The sequence below is a fragment of the Cedecea neteri genome (assembly GCF_000757825.1).
Classification (GTDB): domain Bacteria; phylum Pseudomonadota; class Gammaproteobacteria; order Enterobacterales; family Enterobacteriaceae; genus Cedecea; species Cedecea selenatireducens.
In genome coordinates this window covers 4,014,491-4,036,053 of sequence record NZ_CP009451.1, presented here as the reverse complement: position 1 = coordinate 4,036,053, position 21,563 = coordinate 4,014,491, and the positions used below count along the sequence as shown (strand labels likewise).

The window sequence follows — 21,563 nt, the reverse complement described above, 5'->3', positions numbered from 1 at the left end:
GATAAATCAGTTATAGCCACGCCATGTCGCGCCCTCTATCAGGTATTCACCGTATCCTCCCCAATGCTCTGAGCGTCAGACGGATGCACAAACCATTGGGTGACTCGCACCAGAAAACTCTCCCCGCAGGCGATGAGTTCACCCTCGCCTATCACGCGGCCATTGAGTCTTAGCTTCACGTCGGGTGAGAGCCTGGCTTCGGTCGCAATAAGGTCCCCTTCGCGTAATGTCCGCAGCGTGCCAAGGGCGATATCAATTTGACCTACCTCTACCAGCAGCTTTTGCGGCAGGGCGTCAAGGTGATACGACAAGGGCGAGGCAGGACCCGCACGATCGCTGTCCTCGGCCAACAAGCTTTCCATATCATTGACCAATGCTTCAATTTCCACGTCTCCCCCCTCTTCGATTCGGATACGCGCTGCACTTCCCGTCGCCAGTAGTACAACCAATTCACCCTCGCGCGGACGGCCAAAAGGGCTCATCCGCAACCCTGTACCCGGGCCAATGCTTGCCATCTCGTGCATCGAGGCCTGACACCAGCCGACGTAACAGGCGAACGCCACCGGCGGCAATAAACGCACTGGCCGGACACCGGGGCTTACCTGCCGGGCAATGGTGCGAAACCAGGTGGTGGGCCAGCCAAACAGCACACAGCGGAACGCGTAGCCGTCAATCTGCCAGGCAAATACCAGCGCAACGTACTGGTTGAGCATGCTACAGCGGCGCGGTTCTCCCGGCCCGTTGTGTAATATCGCGCCGCTTGCCTGCAACAGCGGCGATAGTCCCCATTGCGCAACTCCCGCCAGCAGTTGGGCGTCGACTTCTTGCGCTGAAGCGGTCCCCAGGGTCCCTTCACACCACCGCTGCCAGTCGCTTTCGGCTAACCAGATGCCGCACGGCGTATCTTCGGCAGTGACTGAAAACAGTCTCCCCTGCGGGCTGTCAGTCCAGCGCTGCGCCGCAACATGGAGCGCCCCAAGCTCAATCCCTTCCGTTTGCAACATCCCGGCAAGGTTGCTCTCCTCAAAAGAGATCAGCGTCATACACCACCTCCAGCGCAACGTTGTGCCCGGCCGCCAGCAGCCCGGCATTCAGCCAGGCAGAAAAGTGCTTCAGCTGACGGCATAAATCGCGCCGGGGCACCAGAACCGTAAAAAAGGTTTTACCTTCCCGCGTTTCCATCTCGCAAATCACCCCCGCTAATGAACCGTTCACCAGCCGAAAGCGTTGTTTTTGCTGCCTCAGCGCAGACTTTCCGTCTCTGCCGTCAGGCATTTCCACCACCTGCACCATCAGCTGAATAAATCGGGTGGTTTCAGTAGATGGCCGTTTCTCCTGTTCCGTCAGCCAGGTATGCCAGAGGCAACCTTCCGTTCGGTTAACGTTCATCGCTCAGCAGACTCCTCAGTTTTTCTTTTTTCTTCATCACGCTCACCAGCTCTCGCTGCAGCTTGCTAAGCTGCTCCTGCAACCGTTTTTGCGCGTCCGCAAGCAATCGCTGCTGCTGCGCCAGGCCGTATTCCTCATGAAATAAATGATTCATGGCCTGTTTCTGCGCCATCAGTTCGCGTGAGGGCAACGTACCGGACCAAAGAAGGAGCTGATTGAGCGCCTGCGCCAGGTCTTTACGACGGCTCTGGCACTGAAAATCCAACTGCTCCGTTTGCTGAAGCTGCAGCGTTAACTCCGTCATTTGCCGTCGCAGGCGATCCTCGCCACGGTCCTTGATCCTGAGTAAACAATTCAGCATCAGATGTCCGTCAAAAAACGCATTTGCGCCAGCAGTTCGTCGAGATTGCATGGTTCATTACTCTGTTGTTGCAGGAAATGACAAATGTCGGAATAGCGGTCTACCGCCCGGTCGGCACGAGGATCTTCTCCGCGCACGAACTCACCTATCCGCACCAGAAGCTCCACGTCGCGATACACCGACAGCAACTGCCGGATCGCGTTCGCCAACGCCCGGTGTTCACCGCTGGCCACCATCGGCATCAGGCGGCTAAGGCTGGCTAACACGTCAATGGCAGGAAAGTGGGCCGCTTCTGCCAGGCGGCGTGACAGTACGATGTGGCCGTCGAGTAACGATCTCACTTCATCGGCCAACGGTTCGTTCATGTCGTCGCTTTCCACCAGTACGGTGTAAAACGCGGTAATGCTGCCGAGGGTGCCCTTACCCGCCCGTTCGAGCAGCCGTGGTAATGCCGCAAAAACGCTGGGAGGATAGCTGCCGGAAACTGCAACTTCGCCACCGGCGAGCGCTATCTCGCGGGCGGCGCGGGCGTAGCGGGTTAAGGAATCGGCAAACAGCAGTACGCGCTTGCCGCGATCGCGAAACGCTTCGGCGATGGTGGTCGCCACCCATAGCGCCCTCATGCGTTCAAGCGCGGGCCGGTCGGACGTTGAAACCACCATCACGCAGCGCCGTCGTGTCTCTTCACCCAGCGTTTGCTCAATGAATTCACGCACTTCTCGACCACGCTCACCGATAAGCACCAGCACGTTGATGTCGCTATCCGGGCTGCGGCACAGCATCGACATCAGGGTGCTTTTCCCCACCCCCGCCGCTGCAAAAATCCCCATACGCTGTCCTTCACCACAGGTCAAAAGCCCGTCGATGGCGTGGATCCCCGTAAGCATCGGCCTCTCAATCAGCTGGCGCAGCAGCGGCGAAGGTGGCGGTGCATCGTAATCTCTCCAGGGCCCCTGCGGGGCGGGGCCATCATCAAGAGGTAATCCCATACCGTCCAGCACTCGCCCTAAGAGATCTTCCCCCACCGGAACACGATGTCGCCGCCCCAGGGATCGCACCTTCTGTCCACAGTACAGGCCTGTGGTAGTGGCAAAAGGTGAAAGCTGCGCCGTCGCGCCGTCGATACCAACAACCTCCGCCAGCGCACCTTCTGGCAACACGCAACACACCTCACCCATAAAAACGCCTGGCAGATATGCGTTGAGCAGCGTCGCGCCAACGTGCAATAAGCGCCCGGTTTTCAGATAACCTTGTGGTACGTCCCGCAGTGGCGTCAGCGATTTTTCAATGGCGGCCTGCACCTCGGCTTTAATCATCGTCACCGGCAAGCTCCTGTGGTGTGAGATCGATACTGTGCACAACCTGTACCGAACAGTTTTCTCCCAGCTCCTGCCAGGAGAGTACGGGAACATTAAACAGCCCCGTTTCCGTTATTTTGCGCAGAAAGCGGCGAGCATCGACGGAGGTAACAATGTTCAACTCACCGTGCTCTGCCAGTGCCTCCTGAATTAAGCTCAGAATGCGCGAACTTTGCCCGAGGCTCAGGGCCGCATAGGTCCCCATCGAGGTCTGACGGATAGACTCGCGGATCAGGTTTTCGATTCCTTCCCCCACTCGCAGGACGCGCAGCGCCTCACCGTTCGGTTGTAGCCGGTGCAAAATATGCCGACGCAGCGACATGCGCACATATTCGGTCAGCATCAGCACATCTTTCTCACGCGGCGCCCATTCAATCAGGGTGCCAAAGACCGTGCGTAAATCACGGATCGAAATACTTTCCGCCACCAGCCTCTGGAGGGTTTCCGTAATCTTGCTTATCGGCAGCTGCCGCTGCAGCTCTTTAACCAGCTCAGAATAGCGCTTCTCCATGGCATCCATCAGATATCGGGCCTCCTGCACCCCGATAAACTCCGCCATGTGACGTAACAGGACCTGGCGGAGCAATGCCGTGATGCGCTGGGTTCCCTCGGCAACCGCTAGCCCCATGCTCTGCGCTTTTTTTCCGGCCTCCGCTGCCAGCCAGCCGATACTTCCCATCCCGTCCGGCAGCGGTTGTACTTCGCACCCCGGCTGTTTATCTGGCTCCAGTAGCAGATATGCGTTCTCGGGGATGGCGCATGAAAAGACCGGCTCCTGGTAAATCAGCACCGACATCCCCTGCACGTAGTCCCTGCTATCTGGCCTGATAATGATTTCCGGCAGCGGCACACCGTACTCTTCGAAAAGCATCCAACGTAAGGCATCAATATCCCGGGCCAGCGTGCCGGTATTGAGCGATGGCATCACGTGCAGCGTTAACGGCATGGCACCAGGCTGCATCCGGTCTTCACTCATCTCTCCCGTCTGCGGTATATCGTGTTGTGGGTGCCTGGAGCGACGCCAGAATAAAAAGAACGGCAGCGCGGTGAACGCCGCCAGGACAAAAAAGTCCAGAAAGGGAAAGCCGGGGATCAGGGCGAATAATATCAGGACCGCGGCCGTCAACATCAGCGCCTGCGGCTGTCGACCAAGCTGGGTGGTTAATTCACTGGCAAGATTCTGTTTCTTCTCCCCTGGCACGCGGGTGACGATAATTCCGGCGCTCAGTGAGATAAGCAGTGAAGGGATCTGTCCGCACAGCCCATCGCCAATCGATAACACGCTGTAGGTTTGTACCGCATCACCCAGCGGCATGTCGTACTGCACCACGGCGATGATGATGCCACCGATAATATTGACCAGAACCACAATAATTCCGGCGATCGCATCGCCTTTAACAAACTTCATGGCTCCATCCATGGCGCCAAGAAAGCGGCTCTCCTGCTGAACCTGCTGGCGAAGGTGCCGCGCCTGAACCGCGTCAATCACTCCGGCCCGCAGATCACCATCAATGCTCATTTGCTTTCCAGGCATACCGTCGAGCGAGAAGCGGGCGCTGACTTCGGCCACGCGCTCGGTCCCTTTCGTGATGACGATAAACTGGATGATGGTGATTATCGTAAAAATCACCAGCCCCACCGTCAGGTTGCCCCCCACCACAAAATGGCCGAAGGCGTCCACAATGTTGCCCGCATCGTGCTGCAGCAAAACCAATCGCGAAGTGCTGATGGTCAATGACAGCCGGTACAGAGTGGTAATCAGCAGCAAAGAAGGGAAAACCGACAGTTCCAGCGGGTCATTGATGTAGATTGCAATCAGCAGCAAAATGACCGAAAACGCGATGTTAACAGCGATCAGAATATCCACCATGAACGTCGGTAACGGCAGGATCATCATCACGATAGCAATCAGCAGCACCACGGCCAGAATAATGTCCTGACGGCCGGCGCAGGCGGCGAGCCCCTTCTGTAGACCTCGCATACTCATGCTTTTCATCATTAAGATTTGCATAGCGACTCCAGAAAAGCTTGCTGCCGGTGATGCACCCGCAGCCACAGTTCCGCCGCACTATCGACTGCCGGACAACAGTTCATCGCCAGGCAACTGCGCAGCTGAAAAATACGCTGTGGAATTCCGGCAAAGTCAGCGGGCTTCCAGCGCTGAAGCGCCAGTAACAGCAGGTTGTCATCATAGGGAGCCAGCGGCATACACTGGCTAATGTGGAGTCGGTCATCCTGCCAGCTAAGCCAGGTTTGAAACCGCTCGCCCTGCCAGTACATCCCAGCGGCGGCTGGCTGCGCGGGCAGTTCGGCTAGCTGCATAAACAGCAGAATATTAAGCTCTGTCACTCGGTCTAACGCCATACGACCTCCTGCTTGCGTAGGGCTACAGAGTTCCAGATAAGGCGCGCGCAGGTAATCAGGTGATAGCCCGATCTCCCTTCATACTGCGCAGTACGGCGAGAATTTGTTCACGCTGATCGTCATCGTTAAAACAGGGTTCGGGCATCAGCGAGAACAGCGCATCCAGATGTTGTAAAAGTCGGTTGTATAAACGCGCAGACGCGGCCCGCTGCGCCAGCCGTGGCGCGAGCCATTCATCAAACAGCCAGCTTTCATTGATCATCTCGATAAGCAACGGAAGCAGCGTTCCTGAAGCCATCTCGCACGCGGATTCGGTTCGCAAGCACTCCTGCTCAAGCCCTAAAAACAGCAATAATCGGCGCAGGCGTACCAGCACCCCCGCCAGCCGCTGTTGTTGGGAACCGACAACACAGGCGGAAAGCTCAAAGGCCATCATGCGCAGCAGCACCCTCAGCCGCTGGCGACGGTCCGGCCAGTCCATGATGCGCTGAAACCACTCGGCTAATGAGGCAACCTCCTCGTCCATTGCCTGCTGGAATAGACGATTGATTTGCGCCAGCGCGCCTTTGCTCACCTGTCCCAGCTCCAGCATGCCAAACAGCGATATTTCCCAACCCTGCTCGCTCATCAGTTCAGCAAGCTTGTCGCTCAGCGCTTTACGTCTTTTGCTATTTGGTTTTTCAGCGAGCAGTAACGCCGCAACGCCCAACAGCTGTTGACCGAGGGGCGAACCGGAATGTGGTTGCGTCAGTTGAGCGGGGATACCGCCCGCCTGCTCCTGCATCCGCTGTACCATCCGCAACAAGGCCTGCTGTCGTTGATCAAGCCGTTCTTTGAGATCTGCTTGCTGTAAATCTTTGAGCCGTCCGCTCAGCGCCATTCCCATGTCTTCGAGCGTTTCTATTAGCGCGCTGCCGGAGGTTTCTTCAAGCTCAATAAGCGCCTGCGCCATCGGTGATGGTGCATCTTCCACCGGCACCTGCGGCTCACGCAGGCTGGCGTCATGATTCTGTAGCGCGGTCGTCTCAGGGACTTTCATCCTGCTCTCCTGTCTCTGGGCAACCCGGGCGCAGCCATTGCAACAATTGTTGAAAATGGCCTTCGAGCGAGAACGCCACCGACAGCTGTGACGACGCTAAAACCACGCTGTCCCGGGGTAGCTCAGGGGCCGCAAGCAGCACAAAGCGCGAGCCGAACGCCTCCCGCATGCTCTGCTGAAGGTCAGGATGGCACTGCAGGGTCAACACCCCCTCATTCGCCATCTGTTCTGCCTGCAAAGCGAGCCGGGCGCACAGCGTTCTATCCGGGGGTTGCTGTTCGAACCAGGCGCTTAATACCTGCTCAAGACAGTGATGGATGCGGCCCGATACCGCGCTGACCAGCGCCTGCTCCTGGGCTTCATCACCCAACAGGCGAAAGACGTGCTTTCGCAGCCAGCGGGATTCCAGGCGCCTGAGCGTATCGCGTTGCAATGCGCTGAACTCACGCTGCCTGGAGGCCTCCATTTCGCGGCAGTTTTTCTTCGCTTGCTGAATGAGGCCCTCGGCTTTGCGCCGGGCCGCATTGACTATCCCTTTTGCCTCAAGGTCCGCACGACGTATGCAGGCGGCCTGTTGCAGCAGCGCCGTTAACTGTACTGCCGGGATAATGCGCCCGCCCGGCAGTGGCGCAGCAAGTTCAATCAGCGGAAGTCGGCACATAGCGTTCGCTCCAGTAAATTCATCGCCAGCGCCGGTACCGGCAACCATAACGCACGTTCACAGGGCGCAAGCGTAATCAGCAGCGCATACAGCACAGGATCGTTTTGTGCGGCGCGGGTCAGTACGGCAGTACCCAACTGCAATGCAATTTCAACCGTTTGTGTCGGCGAAAATAGGGCACGGTGGTTTCCCTGGCAAAGTCCGAACAGTTGCCAGATAAGCCCGTCATCAAGCAGGTGTAATAGCGCCCGCCGGTAGTCCGGCAGCAGAAAATAGTCGTTGCAGCCGAGTACCAGCAGTCCCGTTGCCAGCGCAAATGCCTGAAGACGAGGAGCAAGCTGAACCATGCGCTGCTGCCGGAGGCTAAGCGTGACAGGAAGACGCGGCGTTCCTCTGCGTACCTGCAGTGCCTGATTCAGACACCGGTCGAGCGGTGGGTTGGCCCCGTAGCGCCACTTCGCCGCAGGGGCAAAGCCAAGCCGTGTCAGCCAACGAGAGTGGGCGTAGCGCGCGGGTGTCCACAGATAACGATGCATCCGTAACAGGGCTTCATCGGGGATCCGGGGGGCTAGCCTCTTTTGCGCCAGACTATCAACATCAGAGAAATCAGCAGCAGCATTGCCAGCAGCAACGGAGGCATCAAAGCCCAGCGATGTAGATTTATCCACGCGATTGCCCTCCACGGGGTGGCCGTTGGCATGTTAGCCACGCTCAGCATACGAAATTCGGCTGGCTGCATCAGAATGCCAATATGCTCTTTCTGCACGCCGGGGATAGACTTTTCAACCAGGTTGCTTATCTGCACCCGGAAAGCTTCAAGATTGACCTGCGGTGAATACTTGATAAATACCGCCACGGAAGCCGGTCCAACGGACCCGTCGTCATTCGCACGACCATAAGCAATGGTCACATCAGCGTGGATCACCCCGTCCATCTGACTCAGCATCCGCTCAATTCTCTGCTCGTTGAGGAAAACAATTTTTTGCTGCTCCTCTGCGGGCGATACCACCAGTTGATTTGGGGGAAACATGGTTTCCGCAGAAACGTAGCTGCGCCGTGGAAAACCGTTCAGACGCAGCAGTTCAACAGCGTTGATAAACTGCGATTGTTCCACCCGCAGCGTAACGCCCCCGGCCTTGGGCTGCTTATCGGCATCGATATTGTGCTGCATCAGGATCGCCAGCATCTGATTGGCATCGTCCTCGGGCAGCGCGCTGTAGAGCTCAACGCGGCAGCCCGTCAGCAGTAACGCCAGCCCGAGGATCAGAGCCAGACGCAGATACTTCATGTCATATTAGCCAGTTTATTAACTGACTGGGAAACTGCACCAGCCACCTTAGCGCCCAGGTCCACGCCCACGGTAGCCCCGAGCGTCGTGGCCTGCTGCACAAGCATCTGAGAGGGTGTCAGACTGCCTACATCCCCCTGCGGCGTACCGGCAAAGAGTAATTTATTGAAGGCGGCTATTTGCTCGCCATCCGGCGCGGGTACGACAGTTGCTGATGGCGCTGCGGCCATGGTGGCAACGTCCATCGCGGTTACGCTGTTAATCGCACTCATCAGTCACTCCTGTTAAGATTATTTAAGCCAGGTTTTCACTGTTTCAGCTTCTGGAAGGGCAACGTCTGCAAGCGCCTGGCGTGCCAGGGCGGACTCGTTCAAACCGGCCAGCAGCACCGCGCGGCATAACGCCTGCAGGCTGGTGTTCTCAACCAGCAAAGGTAGCGCTGGCAGAATGGCATGGACTTGTCGTTGCAGACCGTGGTTTATCCCGGCAAAGGCCGCCTCGACCACCAGCCGCCTCTCCTTCTCTGTCAGCATCATATTTTGGTGATAATGCCACTGAGCATATCTTTGATAGTTTTGATCATCGCACTCTCGTAGTTAATAAAAGTGGAGTACTGCTGTACGGCAAACTGGGCTTTGAGCATGGCTTCCGGATTTGAGATGTCCTGGCCGTTCATTTTGTCCTCAATCGCCTGCCCGGCCTGATGTGCCAGGCGCGATAAGCTGTCAACAAGCTGCTCAACGTTCATTGCTACCTCCGATTACGCGAGCCTTTACGCGTTCAATTATGACCGCCGTGGTGCAGTTACCTATCAGGTGATGGCCTGAAAGTGACGGCAGATTTTGCAGGGTTATCCGTTGGCGGAAACAGACGAGCCAGTAGGCGGAAAAAGGGTACGCTCACCTGCTGTCCGGTTACCGGACAGCCTGCTGCCCCGAAGCGCAAAAATGCCAGCGTTCCCCAGGCGGCATTGCTCACCGGGCAAAAGACCGGGAAGCTCAGGCCGACGGAAGTCATCATAAACGGCTGACCGACGACCGCCGCCGTGAGTAATGCACGTGACCCCAGAGACACCATTCCGGCAATACTCTGGCTCTTGCTCGCGTCATAAAAACGGTGCGCAATGAGGTTCACCGCGTTGGCGATGCTGTCGTGCCCCATCGGCAAGCCATGTTTGTAGTGATAAATCAGGCAGGCAATGTCGGCAATGGCAATGGCCAGGCCAAACCCGGCGAGCAGCAGCAGCGGTGCCGAGCCACCGCTGAATACCGCCAGCACGATCCCCGTACCACAGCACAAAATCTGCCCTCCCAGCACCACGCTCTGCCAGCTGAAAAAGCCTGCGGGGATCATGTCTGCCGCCCGTTCAGTCAGTCTGGCGAGCATACTCTTCTGCCCCTGTTTGCAGGCGTCTTCAGCCTCCTTATTCGCGGCATCATGCTGCGGAGCGGGTAAAACCGGAACCGTCAACCCCTCGACCATTTCCCGCACCATCTGCCGCACTTCAGCACTGACCTCCACGCCATGACCAATACGACCAATATCTACCATGCCGGGATGACCGTGGTTGCGTGCCGCTGCGCCCGATAACGTTCATAGCAGGCAACCACTGAATCAACCATTCTCTGGAGCTCTTCCTGACTGGGTGTAGTGCTCTTTTCGTCGGCCTCAAGTACGGCGGGCGCAGGTTTGGCTGATGGGGTAATACTGCCCTGCATGCGCTCAACCCGTGCTGTGTAAATGTCAATCCCACCGCCTGCGACGGTAAGTACCGCCGTGATACCCGACGAAATACTGGAGAGCGTATGGGCGGTGCTTCCCGGCAGATGTGCGGATGCTAAAAAGACAGAGGAGAGCGCAATGCCAATGCGGAATGCACAGGAAGCGACGTCACCGACGGTTTCCGCATGTGAGTCGCTCATACCGCAGGTTGTCATCAGCATCTTCGTCGCTAACACGATAGAATCATTTCCCGTTTTCAGCGGTTCGCGGTCGTTACGCACCTGAATCAGGTTATACAGCGCGCAACAGGCATCCCCTGCTGCAACAAGCATGGCGGTACCGGCCACGACGGCAAGAGGGATCCCGGCGCCGCCGGACAGCACCGCCGCCGCTAACGACAGCCCGAATGAGACGCTGGACATGGTAAAACGCACCAGGTGTTGAATAAAATATCCGGTATAAGCCTGTCGCTTCAGTTGGCTTTCCTCACTCAGCGGCGTCGCGAGAACCGGTCGCGTAGCACCTGGCGGAAGCAACACAGGGCGGGTAACGTCGGCATCATGGCCCTCGGAATCGTCACTGTAAGCGCTTGTCAGTGAAGGCAAGCGGGAATAGTTATCTACTCTTAGCATGTTGTTCCCCGTCGATTCATCCGGGTACGCTACGCCAGAAGCTGACTCAGCATCTGCTCTGCATTGGCGCGCACCGTGCTATAAGAAGGATCTTCGTAGCTCATCGTCAACGCGGTCTGCAGCGCGACTCTGGCTTCAGAAAATTCACCCATCGCTTTCAGACAGACCGCTATCTGATACACCGGCTCGGGATGGCAGGCGTCCAGCATCAGCGCGTAGCCGTAGTAGTTCATCGCCAGCACGTATTCCTTTTGCATCATCAACACGCCAGCAAGCGCGATATGCGCGCGCCAGCTCCAGGGCTGAGTCATCACCATCCAGGAAAAATCCACCAGCGCACGATCGTAATCCCGCTGCTGCCAGGCGGCATAACCTCTGGCATAAACCTCATCCGGGGAGAGTTCCAGCGCCTTTTTGATAACCGGGTCGTGCCACAGCGTCTGCTCAAGAGATGTCGGTTCCATATTCTTCTCCAGCTCATTCAGTAGTGGGATGAACGTCGCTTTCTATGGTTACGTAGCGTATCGGCGGTTATTTCCAGCCAACTCTCGCCGTTGTGAAACACCATGACCGCCCCCAGCTTGTACAACAGCCGCACCAGTTGATGGCGCTGCATCGCCAGCAGGCGATCCCACACATCGGTTATCACCAGCATTCTGACGGCACGCAGCCACGAGACTTGTTGAAACAGACAGCGGAGGATCCTCCATAGCGCCACCAGCGATGAAGGCTGGGGCTGGCTGTCCGGTACGCGATGAAAACTGCACAAGATCAGGTTATCTTCATCGATACGGTAGACGAGACGGTAGGGATACCGCTCCACCTGTTGCCCAAGCAGCAACCCACAGCCGGGCAAACAGGCAGAACGCGGAACCAGTCCCTCCTTACGCAGCAGTCGCGCTATTTCGTCCATACGATATCCTCCGGCATTTAGCGCGAAATCGCGCGCAGGACCTGACTAAACACCTCGACGAGATTGCGGCCCATCTCCATCATTTGCTGCATAATTTCGCGGGCCTTCATTAACGTGTCGTCCAGCGTTTTGGCATACGACTGCGCCCCTTTGTTCTGCAGCTCGGCAATGGCTTTTTCCGCATCCGCTTTGCGGGTTTCACTTCCCGAGGCCCAGCTACCAATACCGTTGGCCACCTGCCCCATGGCGTTGCCTACCGTCATCCCGGCCTCGCCGAAAAAGGCTCCGCCGACCGTCAGCACCCCGGCAAACATTCCGCCAATCGCCCCGGCCTTAGCGGCACCATAGCTATCGTCGATGGCTTTAACACTTTGCTGCAGGGTGTTGATCTCAAGCCCCCAGCTCAGCTCCTGTTTCTTTTGGTTATAGAACTGCATCGTGTCGCGCAGTTGCTTCGCAAGCATCAGCAGCTTGCTCCAGATTTCATCGAACATAGCGAAAAAATCGTTCGCATCGAGCGTTCCTTTACCACTGCCCTGAACGTTAACGCTGTCGTTAACAGATAACGTCCGATTTGCAGGGTTCCCGGTCTCCTCAATGGTCGGGCTAACATCCAGAAACACCATTGAATTTTCAGAAATAACTGCTCTGGCCATCTCTCCTCCTCAGGCCCGTTGTCCGGCAATATTTGCCAACACCGTGCCGCTGTTATCGATAATTTCTGAGGCAATTCTCAGCGCGTTGGCGCCATCCTGATACGCTTCATTGAGCCGCTTTTGCTGCGTTTTCTTGCGGTCTTCCGTCCAGTTCTGCATAAAATCGATATAGCCCTGCTGCACAATCAGCCGTTCAATATCTCTTTGCAGTTTTGCGCTGGTGGCGGCCACGATGGATGCCGAAATACGATTTGCCCCGCCGGCCGTAGCCCGTGTGATAAGCAGGGCTTTGTGGGTACAATCGCTAATAACGGTTTTTACAATGCTGCGGCGGAGCTTTTGCAAAATGGCGTCGCGAAGTTTCTTCGCCACCACCTCTTCGCTTTTTTTCAGCAGATCCTTACCGGCGCCTTCGATAGCCGTTTCCACAAGCTTCGCAACGCCTTCGCGGGTAAAACTTTTACTGATGCCGCGTACCATGTTCGATTCGGCCTCCAGCTCATGAGCTGCGGCTTCTATCGCCATATCACCAACCTCAACCATCTCGCGCTCAAGCGCCATGCCAAAGTCTTTGCCCATCACCCGGCTGACTTCCTGCCCCGCTTTCTCCGCCAGTGTCTTCAGTTCACTCTCTGCGCCTTTGGCAACGGCATCGATGAGAGCTTTACCCACCCCCGAGTCCAGCACCTCTTCTGTGGCTTTGGTGATAGCGCGAGCGGCGCTAATACCGCGGCCGATCTGCATAATATCCAGCGCCAGCGCCACGCCTTCACAGGCGGTTTGCACCGTCCCTGCCGCATTGATGATGTCGTTGCAAACCGACTTATCGGCCCCCAGCAGCAGCGCGGTCTCTGCGCCCGCTTTAACCATTCCGGCCACCCCTGCCGAGAAATATGCCGCACCATCGGCAATCGCCAGCGGATCGGCCGTTAAAACGCCTTCAACCATCTTCAGTACGCCGACCACGGCCTCAACGCCGCTGATTATCCAGTCAAAAACCGCGCTGAAGATCCCGGCTTTCCGCGCCTGGTCGGCCTGCTCAATCGCTTTATTGATTTGTTCCTGATATTCCGCAACCTGCTTATTACGCAGTGCTGCCTGAACCTCAGTTGCACGTTCCAGCTGCTGGCACAGAGCATTGGCGTTGTTACCAGAAACTTTCAACACTAGCTGCGTCATCATCATGGATAACATCATCGGGTCCATTTCCAGCACGTCGCGCACCGTAGGGCGTTTCGCACCTTCAGAGTGAGCGCCCATGAGCGTGCGTAGCGCGTTATCCGCCTCCTGCAGGCTCACGCCTCCCCAGCGTTTCACGCCCTTATCTTCGTCAGCAAACAGCGCCAGCGCGTGGAGGTGTTCGCCTAATGCCCCGCTGGTGATGTGGGGGGTCTGTACCCGAGCGGTGAGAGGTCGATGGAAAACCTCATCGCTGGCGGTTGGAGCACCGTTAATTTGCATCCGACTCATGATCTTCTCCTGTTTTGCTCAGGCCCGCGCGCGCACGTCGGCGTATATCCGCCACATCCTTGTTCTCATGGTTATCTCCCTGATGCTCTACGCCGCATACCAGCAACGCTGCCCGAAAGGCTTTGGCCGCCTGCGGTAAATTGCCGCAGGCGAGATAACACTCCCCGGCGTCGCAGGGTACCTGCGCCTCCGATACTCTTATTTTCGCGGCACGCCCATAGGCGTAGATGGCATCACTCCAGGCAGCATCGGCCCGGCAACAGGCGCCCAGTTCAAACCAGTACTCAAAAGACCACGCGTCATAGATGGTCAGTACCTTAAAGATCCGGGCTGCTGCACCGTATTCCCCTGCGTTTGCCAATTGCCGCGCATAACGCTGCAAAACATCCAAATCAGCACTGATATCCGTAGCAAAAAGCATCCGCAACGCGCCGCCCTGTTGAAAAAAACGCAGCACGATTTCTGAATCCCGACCGTCCGTTTTCATCATCAGTACATCTTCTGTGCAATCATGCTGAGTAAATCCCCCCATTTGCTGAGTAATCCGGTCATCTGAGTGACAACCGCATTGATCTCCTGGGTCATTTTCTGAATGCTGAGTTGCCCCTGAGTCATCAGGTCGGTATCGCGGTTCGCACTGTTATCAAGAGCCGCTTTGACCGCCTGCAGCGAGCCCTTATCCAGGCCATCTGTACCACCATGCTTACTGATGTAATCATCAATCGACATACCATCGACGAGAATGCCGTTATCGCGCATATATTTGACGACCTCATCGGGTACCGGTTTACGCGTTTTATCATCACCTTTTGCGGCGTCAGCAATAACCTCATCCATTCGATTAGACATATCCTGTGTATTGCGTGCACGATCGGTGCTGGTATTTATTTTGCCAAAAAGCGCATTGGCAATTTTTTGCAAAACCAATTGCAAATTATCAAGAACCGAAAAACCGTAGGCGAATGGATTATTAATATCCTGATCATCCGCAACGGTATTATCATCGCCTGCGCCCAACTTGATATTCGACGTTGTTAAACCCGGGGTGTTAAAGTCAAAACGATGACCTACTGATAGATTTCCACTCATATTTTCACCTCAGTAGCATTATTGGTTATTAACCATATTTTTAAGTCGCGATTGCAGTTGCTTTAGGGCAACGTTCAACGCTTGCATATCCTTCCCGGCCTGACGTTCCAGCCCCGCAATACCCTGAGGCATCAGAGCCTGCAGGTCATTAAGCTTTTTCGCGGCGGCAGGGTCAGTTGCGGCACGCGCCACGAGTTCAGCCATCGCCAGCTTCAGCCTGGTGAAGTTTGAATAGCACTGACACAGTCGGGAATATTCACGCTCCATTCTTCTTTGTTCAGCCGCAATATTAGTTTTCATCATCAGGTTTTACAGGTTGATTGTGATAGCGATATGCGATCACCTTGATAATATCTTCGGCCTGAATCACCGCTTCCAACAATAAGGTGAACTGCTGATATTGTTCCTGGGTGGCCGGTCCTTTCATCGAGTGCAGCAATCTTATTTTTGCTGCCTGCAATATTTTTAATCTGTCCTGCGCCTGATTAATCGAATCGCGCACACTATCTTCTAAATAAGTCAGCGTTGGCATCGTGTTATAGGCTCAAAAATTGAAAGAATAGTTAATCAATGCGTCAGGAAATCTGAGCGCCACCGCCGCGTCGGTCAGGGCAACGACTTCGCCTCCCTGCGGTAGCTGGCTCCCCGCCCTCAGGCGCTCGCCATCTTCCAACAGCAGGTAAATCCCCTGCTGACCATGGACAATAGCGGCAATCGGTGAGGGGAAGCGCTGGCTGCCCTCCCCGGACGACGCCACATTCTGGTAGCTCATCGCAATCCCGGGGAATTGCTGGCGCAATTGCGCCAGCAGATGGTTTAAAGATTGCTGCTCATTCATATTCAGTACGCCGCTGATAACGAACGCCTGACCGACTGAGGTTACGCTAACTTTTTCCGCCAGCCTTTGCTGCAACAGGCTGGCGATCAATGCGTTGATTTGGGTTTCATGACGGTTGTCGATATGCAGATGTTTCAGGCCGGGGATCGTCGTCAGCTGCTGCTGGATACCCGCCCAGCGCTTGCCCATCATGATATCGGCGTTAATGCTAATCTCGCCCGGTGCGTGGCTTGTGAGTTCTACCTCGTCATACCCCGCCTGGGTCAGGACATCTCGCACCTGCCTGATAAGCTGATCGGTGCACACCACATTATCCTGATACAGCACTCCCCATGTGCCCAGCTTCAGGCGCACGCTTTGCAGCCTGTCGCTCTTTTCACAGTAGCCAGAGAGCCGAAGCGTGCCATCCTTTTCCCAGGCTGCGGCGATCTGCGTCAACCCGTTTTGCTGCAGCAGTTCTGCCACCCGGGAGGTCATCGGCGGCGGCGGCGGTGGGTTCCCGCTACAAAGCAGGACCAATACGGTGGCCCCCATCAGTATCAGGCACGCAAGCACCATCCCCCAGAGCAGGGCTGGACTTGTTCGACGAAGCGGATAGCGAGATAAATTGGCGTGGTGCTGGCCAAACGCCATCGTCAGCCCCAGAGCATGCACCACGCCCTCTTCGGGTAATGGCTTGTCGGGCTGATGCCGCCGACCATTGACCCGCACCGGAGCCCCCCCGGGATTGATCAATAATCCTTCCGGTGTTGCGGTGAATTCCAGTCTGTCGCCGCCGCACAGCGGAATACAGAGATCGCAGCCGCGCTCTCCGACCGAAAGATGCCCATCCGCCAGCCAGACTTCACGGCCGTGCAGTACCCCGCCGAGTAAACGGATTTTCCACTCGCTATCCATGGCTGCTGTCGCTATTGGCTACGGTGGCTTTGATGAGAAACAGACGGATAACGCTATGGGTCTGGTTAAGATCGTTGCGGAACAAATGCCCAATAATCGGAATATCGCCAAGCAGCGGGATCTTGTTCTGCGCCTGCATCTGTTTATCCTGCTTAAAGCCCCCCAGCAGCAGACTCTGCCCGGGATGGAGGGTGGCCTGAGAGGCTATCTCTGAGTTCTGTACTTCCGGTAAAGGTTCATCCTGACTCAACGGCGGGTTTTGCTGCCCGTCCTGGATATTGAGACTCAGCATGATATTCTGCTTGCCCTGCTCCTCCAGCAGCCGTGGGGTGACCCTGAGGAGCGACCCCGTGGTGATGGATTCAAGTTTTGCGACTTTGTCGCCCTGCAGTTTGGTGTAAAACGTGATGTTTTTATCCAGCACCGCCTGAATGTTATTGAGCGTCACCACCGACGGTTGCGACAAAATATAGGCGTGGGAATTCTTCTCGAGCGCCACCAGCCGCGCCATAAAGCTGGGCGTGTTGCTAATGACGGTGGAGAATCCCCCCCCGGCGCTACTGTCCGGGCCGTTAAAGGAGATGGAACCGCCGCCCAGAGAAAGCGCTGCGCTCCAGTCAATACCGAGCTGGCTGACGTCCCCGGCATCAACATCAATAATCGTGACCGAGATTTCTATCATCTGAGGCCTTCTATCCAGCTCACCGATGAGTTTGCGGTAACCCGCCATATTGACCGAGCGATCCCGCACAATGACGGCATTTTGTCGCGGATCGGCAGAAAACATCGGTAATCCCTGCGTCGCAGCAGAACTGCTGCTCGTGGTCGGCGCACTACCTCGGCTCATATCGCGAAGTACGCTGACAATCCCCGGGACAACGACATTTTGATCGCGATACTGGTAATGGTCATCCACTGCGGTGGCATATTTGAGTGGGTACACCACAAGGCTGACCGCATCATCCCGGCGGTGGGTCATCTCTCCATCCAGCATGGACGCCAGCTGGGTAATGCGCGCGGTGCAGGCGGGGACACCGCTAATATCGATGGCATTAACACCCGGGATGGTGCGGGCTTCGCAGCTACTTTTTTCTGGCACGTCTCGTTTACGCAGATAACGAATAAAGGTGCTGGCAGGCAGCGTGTTTAGGGTAATGACGCGATGCGCCACGCGTGATGCGGGGTAGACAAACAGCGTATTGCCATCAAGCCAGGTCACCAGGTTATATTGCGTGGTTAATCTATTCAGAATTGCAACAGGAGAAGCTGGAGGGATTTCACCGCTAAATGTTTCCACAATGGCCGGATCGATGACCACTGGCGTGTCATAGTTCTCTGCTAAATTTTGCAAGACCGCTGCCAACGAGATTTTCCGGGCACGCAGCGAAAAGTCGGCCCCCTTCCAGGCCAGCGTTTGCGCATGAGCACACAGACAAAAAAAAAGCGCAGGAAATACCACCATTCTTTTTATTCTCATATTGGCCTCACATCTTACTGTTTTTTTGACTAACAATGATGTTTGCCAAATATCGTGTCAGAGCCAGATGCTTTTCAATTTCAACGGCCATTTTTTCAGCTGACATATTTTTATCATAATAACAACACAACCATCCTCCATCAGGTATTAACTGCAAGGCGTAATCGTGAATTTCCGGGCAGGCAGCAAGTAACAGAGTGATATACCTCACGGTTTCAAGAGGAAAATTATCGATACTGTCAATAAAAATAGCCAAAACTAAAGACAGCGTACACAAATATCCACGCGCCATTCTGCCATCTAATTTCATCAGCATGATTGCACTATCAGATGAAATACGTAAGTTCTCTACCGTAGGGATTTTTTTTAATTTATCAAACATAGTCAGGGCCTCCTGAATAGCGTTCATATTCGTTCAGGATCCCCTGGGTGTACATCAGTAAAAGACCTGATATCTTTTCCTCAGCGTCTTGCCATCATACTCACTTACAAATTAATACAATGGTTTTTCGCGGCATTTATTAAGCTTTATATTAATTAGATTTTTTATCTGAATCGAGAATAAGGCCGATAATTTTGTATTCTGACATCACTAAGCCTGATGACGTCACGCATTATAAAACCACCTAAGGATAACAATAATGAAAAATCAGCACTCCCTGGTGGGGAAATTAACACTACTGATATCTGTTGGCCTGCTAATCATTTGGTTGATTATTATATTCACCACAACCTATATTTCACTAAATCAAAATCGTCGACGGATAATTGAAAATTTATCCCATATGTCGCGCCTCCGGGTGGGGCTAAGCAACCATCGATTTGAAGGTGCTGAGCGAGATGCGCTGGCGCTCGCCCAGAGCTATGGCCTCTACCACTATGTCCCTACGGGCACGCATCCTGTGGCAAAAAGCGAGGGTCGCTATTTCCCCGTCGATGCCAGCATCTGTACGCCGCAGGACAAACAGGCTCAGGATCTGAATTTCATTCAGGTTTATGGCACCGCAGGACAGACATACTATCTTGATAGTTTTATCCTTGACCGACGCTATGGTATTTCTCTTTTGCCCCCGCTCGATCATTCGCCCGATTATTTTATTCGCCGGGAAAACGAGCTGTGGCAATTTCCACGCCGTGCCACGCACGACAACCTGTTCTGGGGTAAACCAGAATACATCCCCGGCACCGGCTGGAGCGTCTCTATCGCGGCAGCAGGTTCTCATGACATCCTGATTGGTTTAGCGGTTAAGCTTAACGACCTGCTTTCCTATGGCCACAACGTCTCGGACAGCGATATCAATCTCTGGCTTGATAAGCACAATCAGATCCTGCCCTTCTCGGACCTTGCGGAAAGTAACAGCGGAACGCTACAAAAAATGTTGCTGAACCTGCCTCTCCACGACGGATGGCAGCAGATCCCAGGCTATCTGGTACTTCGCAGCGAACTTAAAGGCCCCGGCTGGCAGCAGATTATCCTGTACCCGACCAGCGGGGTGCTAAAACGTGCGCTTAACATCGTGGCGGAGCAGCTACCTTTTGCCCTGACGACCCTGCTACTGCTGGCGATGATGCTGTTCTGGCTGCTTCACCGCCATCTGGCCCGCCCGCTGTGGGACTTCGTCAACATCATTGAGAAAACCGGGCCAGACACCCTCTCCGCCCGGTTACCGGAAAACCGCCTCGACGAGCTGGGAAGCATTGCACACGCCTATAATTTGCTGCTTGATACCCTCCACGAGCAGTATGACAACCTCGAAAATACCGTCGCCGAACGCACCCGCGAACTGACGATCGCCAAGCAGCACGCCGAGCAGGCCAATAAGCGTAAAAGTAGCCATCTGACGACGATAAGCCACGAACTGCGAACGCCTTTAAGCGGGGTGCTGGGGGCTCTCGAACTTCTGCAATTAACTCCCATGAGTGAAAAACAGTCGCAGTTGTCCAATACGGCCAGTCAGTGCACCCTTTCGTTACTCAGCATCATCAATAATCTGCTCGACTTCTCACGCATTGAATCCGGACAGCTCTCGCTCCACGTCGAGGACACCGCGATACTCCCGCTGTTGGATCAGGCGATGCATACCATCCAGGGCCCCGGGCAAAGCAAAGGGTTAACACTGAAAACCTTTGTTGGTCACCGGGTACCGTTAATATTCGAAGTGGATGGGACTCGCCTACGGCAGATCCTGGTCAACCTGCTGGGCAACGCCCTCAAATTTACCGATAAGGGCGCGATTTGCCTTAGCGTTAAACGTAGCGATGATTTTCTTATTTTCGCCGTGAGCGACAGCGGGCGAGGCATTAGCCTTGCCGATCAAAAAGCCGTATTCGAGCCTTTTTTCCAGAGCCAGGGGCACTGTCAGGGAACGGGGCTCGGCCTGACGATTGCCTCGACCCTCGCAAGAATGATGGGAGGATGGCTTGAGTTACGCAGTACGCCAGGATTTGGCACTTGCCTCTCGCTGTTGCTGCCGCTTGGCAAATATCAGCCTCCCGAACCGCTGTCGGGCGAGATTGCCGCACCGCTGGTTCTGCATCGCCAGCTCTGCACCTGGGGGCTAACGTGCGAAATCGCCAGACAAGAGAGCGTATTTAACGCCGATGATCTGTGCTTTCTGCCCGGAAAGCTGCGTGAGACCGTACTCCACGCGCTTTCTGGCGTGGCGAGTGAGTGCGCCGACCTGCTTCCGGTACAACCCTGGAGGTTACATATATTGCTGGTTGATGACGCGGCTATCAATCGGGATATTTTTAGCATGATGCTGGCTTCTCTTGGCCAGGAATTTACCCTCGCGGCGAGCGGTGAAGAAGCGCTGGCGCTGGGTCGGCAGCAGCGGTTTGATCTGGTGTTGATGGATATTCGTATGCCGGAGATGGACGGCATGACGTGCGCCCGGCTCTGGCGACGGGACGCACTGAATCACGACGCCCGGTGCATGATTATGGCACTCTCGGCGAATACGGCCCCGGAGGAGATAAGCCGCTGCAAAGAGGCTGGTATGCAGCATTATCTGACCAAACCCGTCTCTCTCAATCAGTTAGCCAATGGGATCTCCATTGCCTCGGAGTACCAGTTGGAACGCGATATCGCTCTCCAGGAGCAGGATCACAGCGTCGAGCACGCGCTGCTTCCCCTGGACGATGCGGCCATGCGCCAAAAAATACGCCACTCGCTGCATTTGTTGCTTTGTGAACTCGAACATAACCTTGGCTCCCTGCCAAAAACCAGCACCCTGCTGCATACCCTAAAAGGGTGCCTCGGCCAGGCGGGGTTGAGCCCTCTGGTTTGTAGCGTCATCGATATGGAAAATCGCGTGCAGCATGGCCTGGCGCTGGCTGCAGAAGAAATTACCGAACTTCGCCACACCCTGAACGTAGCACTGGACGCTTAAACCAGCCCCGGACAACA

The 21,563-nt window shown here is 55.5% G+C and carries 27 protein-coding genes; 1 reads left to right on the top strand and 26 read right to left on the bottom strand.

The features are described 5' to 3' along the window. Positions 1 to 38: 38 nt before the first annotated feature. Genes JT31_RS18690 through JT31_RS18565 form a run of 26 tightly spaced genes read right to left on the bottom strand, consistent with a single transcriptional unit; the run spans position 39 to position 18,536 of the window. The gene (locus JT31_RS18690; RefSeq protein WP_038480625.1) at positions 39 to 1,043 is read right to left on the bottom strand and encodes a YscQ/HrcQ family type III secretion apparatus protein; all 1,005 of its coding nucleotides are present in this window, start codon (positions 1,041 to 1,043) and stop codon (positions 39 to 41) included. Continuing rightward, entirely contained in the window at positions 1,024 to 1,389 is a 366-nt protein-coding gene (locus JT31_RS18685; RefSeq protein ID WP_038480621.1) for a Secretion system apparatus protein ssaP, read from the bottom strand. Before JT31_RS18685 ends, JT31_RS18690 begins: the two co-directional genes overlap by 20 nt. Then, on the bottom strand, positions 1,379 to 1,750 hold the full coding sequence (locus JT31_RS18680) for a hypothetical protein (protein WP_038480617.1): 372 nt from the start codon (positions 1,748 to 1,750) through the stop codon (positions 1,379 to 1,381). The genes JT31_RS18685 and JT31_RS18680 overlap by 11 nt, the downstream gene beginning before the upstream one ends. After that, complete coding sequence (locus JT31_RS18675; protein WP_370527402.1) at positions 1,750 to 3,063, bottom strand: EscN/YscN/HrcN family type III secretion system ATPase; 1,314 nt, start codon at positions 3,061 to 3,063, stop codon at positions 1,750 to 1,752. The genes JT31_RS18680 and JT31_RS18675 overlap by 1 nt, the downstream gene beginning before the upstream one ends. Continuing rightward, on the bottom strand, positions 3,059 to 5,119 hold the full coding sequence (locus JT31_RS18670; RefSeq protein ID WP_304515776.1) for an EscV/YscV/HrcV family type III secretion system export apparatus protein: 2,061 nt from the start codon (positions 5,117 to 5,119) through the stop codon (positions 3,059 to 3,061). Before JT31_RS18670 ends, JT31_RS18675 begins: the two co-directional genes overlap by 5 nt. Next, positions 5,107 to 5,472 (bottom strand): type III secretion system protein SsaM, encoded by a 366-nt coding sequence (locus tag JT31_RS18665; RefSeq protein ID WP_038480614.1) that lies wholly within the window; start codon positions 5,470 to 5,472, stop codon positions 5,107 to 5,109. The genes JT31_RS18670 and JT31_RS18665 overlap by 13 nt, the downstream gene beginning before the upstream one ends. A gap of 55 nt (positions 5,473 to 5,527) precedes the next feature. Next, entirely contained in the window at positions 5,528 to 6,511 is a 984-nt protein-coding gene (locus JT31_RS18660) for a TyeA family type III secretion system gatekeeper subunit (RefSeq protein WP_038480609.1), read from the bottom strand. Further along, positions 6,498 to 7,172 (bottom strand): type III secretion system stator protein SctL, encoded by a 675-nt coding sequence (sctL, locus tag JT31_RS18655; RefSeq protein WP_038480606.1) that lies wholly within the window; start codon positions 7,170 to 7,172, stop codon positions 6,498 to 6,500. Before sctL ends, JT31_RS18660 begins: the two co-directional genes overlap by 14 nt. After that, positions 7,154 to 7,708: a type III secretion system domain-containing protein gene (locus JT31_RS22800; RefSeq protein WP_071842990.1), complete on the bottom strand. Its 555-nt coding sequence runs from the start codon at positions 7,706 to 7,708 to the stop codon at positions 7,154 to 7,156. The genes sctL and JT31_RS22800 overlap by 19 nt, the downstream gene beginning before the upstream one ends. A 32-nt stretch (positions 7,709 to 7,740) precedes the next feature. Beyond that, positions 7,741 to 8,460: an EscJ/YscJ/HrcJ family type III secretion inner membrane ring protein SsaJ gene (gene ssaJ / locus JT31_RS18645; RefSeq protein WP_038480603.1), complete on the bottom strand. Its 720-nt coding sequence runs from the start codon at positions 8,458 to 8,460 to the stop codon at positions 7,741 to 7,743. Beyond that, the gene (sctI, locus tag JT31_RS18640) at positions 8,457 to 8,732 is read right to left on the bottom strand and encodes a type III secretion system inner rod subunit SctI (RefSeq protein ID WP_038480599.1); all 276 of its coding nucleotides are present in this window, start codon (positions 8,730 to 8,732) and stop codon (positions 8,457 to 8,459) included. The genes ssaJ and sctI overlap by 4 nt, the downstream gene beginning before the upstream one ends. Before the next feature lie 18 nt (positions 8,733 to 8,750). Further along, positions 8,751 to 8,966 carry an EscG/YscG/SsaH family type III secretion system needle protein co-chaperone gene (locus JT31_RS18635; protein ID WP_235212886.1) on the bottom strand — a complete coding sequence of 72 codons (216 nt, stop codon included), beginning with the start codon at positions 8,964 to 8,966 and terminating at the stop codon, positions 8,751 to 8,753. Between the two features lie 26 nt (positions 8,967 to 8,992). Further along, positions 8,993 to 9,208 carry a type III secretion system needle filament subunit SctF gene (gene sctF, locus JT31_RS18630; RefSeq protein WP_006820327.1) on the bottom strand — a complete coding sequence of 72 codons (216 nt, stop codon included), beginning with the start codon at positions 9,206 to 9,208 and terminating at the stop codon, positions 8,993 to 8,995. Between the two features lie 56 nt (positions 9,209 to 9,264). Then, entirely contained in the window at positions 9,265 to 10,011 is a 747-nt protein-coding gene (locus tag JT31_RS18625; protein ID WP_038480593.1) for a pathogenicity island 2 effector protein SseG, read from the bottom strand. Then, positions 10,005 to 10,814, bottom strand: coding sequence for a hypothetical protein (locus JT31_RS18620; protein ID WP_038480590.1), 810 nt, complete (start codon positions 10,812 to 10,814; stop codon positions 10,005 to 10,007). The genes JT31_RS18625 and JT31_RS18620 overlap by 7 nt, the downstream gene beginning before the upstream one ends. A gap of 29 nt (positions 10,815 to 10,843) precedes the next feature. After that, positions 10,844 to 11,278: a SycD/LcrH family type III secretion system chaperone gene (locus JT31_RS18615; RefSeq protein WP_052049021.1), complete on the bottom strand. Its 435-nt coding sequence runs from the start codon at positions 11,276 to 11,278 to the stop codon at positions 10,844 to 10,846. Between the two features lie 17 nt (positions 11,279 to 11,295). Then, positions 11,296 to 11,727 carry a secreted effector protein gene (locus tag JT31_RS18610; RefSeq protein ID WP_038480587.1) on the bottom strand — a complete coding sequence of 144 codons (432 nt, stop codon included), beginning with the start codon at positions 11,725 to 11,727 and terminating at the stop codon, positions 11,296 to 11,298. A gap of 17 nt (positions 11,728 to 11,744) precedes the next feature. Continuing rightward, complete coding sequence (locus tag JT31_RS18605) at positions 11,745 to 12,383, bottom strand: type III secretion system effector protein (protein ID WP_235212885.1); 639 nt, start codon at positions 12,381 to 12,383, stop codon at positions 11,745 to 11,747. Between the two features lie 9 nt (positions 12,384 to 12,392). After that, the gene (gene sctE, locus JT31_RS18600; RefSeq protein WP_235212884.1) at positions 12,393 to 13,853 is read right to left on the bottom strand and encodes a type III secretion system translocon subunit SctE; all 1,461 of its coding nucleotides are present in this window, start codon (positions 13,851 to 13,853) and stop codon (positions 12,393 to 12,395) included. After that, a complete protein-coding gene (gene sscA / locus JT31_RS18595; RefSeq protein ID WP_038480581.1) occupies positions 13,834 to 14,343 on the bottom strand; it encodes a CesD/SycD/LcrH family type III secretion system chaperone SscA in 510 nt (169 codons plus the stop codon). The genes sctE and sscA overlap by 20 nt, the downstream gene beginning before the upstream one ends. After that, positions 14,343 to 14,942 carry a secretion protein gene (locus JT31_RS18590; RefSeq protein ID WP_006820335.1) on the bottom strand — a complete coding sequence of 200 codons (600 nt, stop codon included), beginning with the start codon at positions 14,940 to 14,942 and terminating at the stop codon, positions 14,343 to 14,345. The genes sscA and JT31_RS18590 overlap by 1 nt, the downstream gene beginning before the upstream one ends. A gap of 18 nt (positions 14,943 to 14,960) precedes the next feature. Next, entirely contained in the window at positions 14,961 to 15,245 is a 285-nt protein-coding gene (locus tag JT31_RS18585; RefSeq protein ID WP_038480576.1) for a hypothetical protein, read from the bottom strand. Next, positions 15,232 to 15,474 carry an EscE/YscE/SsaE family type III secretion system needle protein co-chaperone gene (locus JT31_RS18580; RefSeq protein WP_038480573.1) on the bottom strand — a complete coding sequence of 81 codons (243 nt, stop codon included), beginning with the start codon at positions 15,472 to 15,474 and terminating at the stop codon, positions 15,232 to 15,234. The genes JT31_RS18585 and JT31_RS18580 overlap by 14 nt, the downstream gene beginning before the upstream one ends. A 12-nt stretch (positions 15,475 to 15,486) precedes the next feature. Next, positions 15,487 to 16,677, bottom strand: a complete 1,191-nt coding sequence (sctD, locus tag JT31_RS18575) for a type III secretion system inner membrane ring subunit SctD (RefSeq protein WP_052049020.1) — start codon at positions 16,675 to 16,677, stop codon at positions 15,487 to 15,489. Beyond that, on the bottom strand, positions 16,670 to 18,154 hold the full coding sequence (locus JT31_RS18570; protein ID WP_038480568.1) for an EscC/YscC/HrcC family type III secretion system outer membrane ring protein: 1,485 nt from the start codon (positions 18,152 to 18,154) through the stop codon (positions 16,670 to 16,672). The genes sctD and JT31_RS18570 overlap by 8 nt, the downstream gene beginning before the upstream one ends. Before the next feature lie 7 nt (positions 18,155 to 18,161). Next, on the bottom strand, positions 18,162 to 18,536 hold the full coding sequence (locus JT31_RS18565; protein WP_038483291.1) for a pathogenicity island protein: 375 nt from the start codon (positions 18,534 to 18,536) through the stop codon (positions 18,162 to 18,164). Between the two features lie 259 nt (positions 18,537 to 18,795). On the opposite strand from JT31_RS18565, the gene JT31_RS18560 reads away from it, so the two are divergent. Next, positions 18,796 to 21,546 carry a two component system sensor kinase gene (locus JT31_RS18560; protein ID WP_038480565.1) on the top strand — a complete coding sequence of 917 codons (2,751 nt, stop codon included), beginning with the start codon at positions 18,796 to 18,798 and terminating at the stop codon, positions 21,544 to 21,546. The last annotated feature ends 17 nt before the right edge of the window (positions 21,547 to 21,563 follow it).

Bases quoted from the DNA above. Each gene is read 5' to 3' on its own strand.
- sctI (WP_038480599.1), bottom strand. From the start codon at position 8,732: ATGAGTGCGATTAACAGCGTAACCGCGATGGACGTTGCCACCATGGCC.
- JT31_RS18610 (WP_038480587.1), bottom strand. From the start codon at position 11,727: ATGGACGAAATAGCGCGACTGCTGCGTAAGGAGGGACTGGTTCCGCGT.
- sctD (WP_052049020.1), bottom strand. From the start codon at position 16,677: ATGGATAGCGAGTGGAAAATCCGTTTACTCGGCGGGGTACTGCACGGC.
- JT31_RS22800 (WP_071842990.1), bottom strand. From the start codon at position 7,708: ATGCATCGTTATCTGTGGACACCCGCGCGCTACGCCCACTCTCGTTGG.
- sctE (WP_235212884.1), bottom strand. From the start codon at position 13,853: ATGAGTCGGATGCAAATTAACGGTGCTCCAACCGCCAGCGATGAGGTT.
- JT31_RS18625 (WP_038480593.1), bottom strand. From the start codon at position 10,011: ATGGTAGATATTGGTCGTATTGGTCATGGCGTGGAGGTCAGTGCTGAA.
- sctF (WP_006820327.1), bottom strand. From the start codon at position 9,208: ATGAACGTTGAGCAGCTTGTTGACAGCTTATCGCGCCTGGCACATCAG.
- sscA (WP_038480581.1), bottom strand. From the start codon at position 14,343: ATGATGAAAACGGACGGTCGGGATTCAGAAATCGTGCTGCGTTTTTTT.
- ssaJ (WP_038480603.1), bottom strand. From the start codon at position 8,460: ATGAAGTATCTGCGTCTGGCTCTGATCCTCGGGCTGGCGTTACTGCTG.
- JT31_RS18665 (WP_038480614.1), bottom strand. From the start codon at position 5,472: ATGGCGTTAGACCGAGTGACAGAGCTTAATATTCTGCTGTTTATGCAG.
- JT31_RS18590 (WP_006820335.1), bottom strand. From the start codon at position 14,942: ATGAGTGGAAATCTATCAGTAGGTCATCGTTTTGACTTTAACACCCCG.
- JT31_RS18615 (WP_052049021.1), bottom strand. From the start codon at position 11,278: ATGGAACCGACATCTCTTGAGCAGACGCTGTGGCACGACCCGGTTATC.
- sctL (WP_038480606.1), bottom strand. From the start codon at position 7,172: ATGTGCCGACTTCCGCTGATTGAACTTGCTGCGCCACTGCCGGGCGGG.
- JT31_RS18580 (WP_038480573.1), bottom strand. From the start codon at position 15,474: ATGCCAACGCTGACTTATTTAGAAGATAGTGTGCGCGATTCGATTAAT.
- JT31_RS18680 (WP_038480617.1), bottom strand. From the start codon at position 1,750: ATGCTGAATTGTTTACTCAGGATCAAGGACCGTGGCGAGGATCGCCTG.
- JT31_RS18685 (WP_038480621.1), bottom strand. From the start codon at position 1,389: ATGAACGTTAACCGAACGGAAGGTTGCCTCTGGCATACCTGGCTGACG.
- JT31_RS18620 (WP_038480590.1), bottom strand. From the start codon at position 10,814: ATGCTAAGAGTAGATAACTATTCCCGCTTGCCTTCACTGACAAGCGCT.
- JT31_RS18660 (WP_038480609.1), bottom strand. From the start codon at position 6,511: ATGAAAGTCCCTGAGACGACCGCGCTACAGAATCATGACGCCAGCCTG.
- JT31_RS18570 (WP_038480568.1), bottom strand. From the start codon at position 18,154: ATGAGAATAAAAAGAATGGTGGTATTTCCTGCGCTTTTTTTTTGTCTG.
- JT31_RS18560 (WP_038480565.1), top strand. From the start codon at position 18,796: ATGAAAAATCAGCACTCCCTGGTGGGGAAATTAACACTACTGATATCT.
- JT31_RS18670 (WP_304515776.1), bottom strand. From the start codon at position 5,119: ATGCAAATCTTAATGATGAAAAGCATGAGTATGCGAGGTCTACAGAAG.
- JT31_RS18565 (WP_038483291.1), bottom strand. From the start codon at position 18,536: ATGTTTGATAAATTAAAAAAAATCCCTACGGTAGAGAACTTACGTATT.
- JT31_RS18605 (WP_235212885.1), bottom strand. From the start codon at position 12,383: ATGGCCAGAGCAGTTATTTCTGAAAATTCAATGGTGTTTCTGGATGTT.
- JT31_RS18585 (WP_038480576.1), bottom strand. From the start codon at position 15,245: ATGATGAAAACTAATATTGCGGCTGAACAAAGAAGAATGGAGCGTGAA.
- JT31_RS18690 (WP_038480625.1), bottom strand. From the start codon at position 1,043: ATGACGCTGATCTCTTTTGAGGAGAGCAACCTTGCCGGGATGTTGCAA.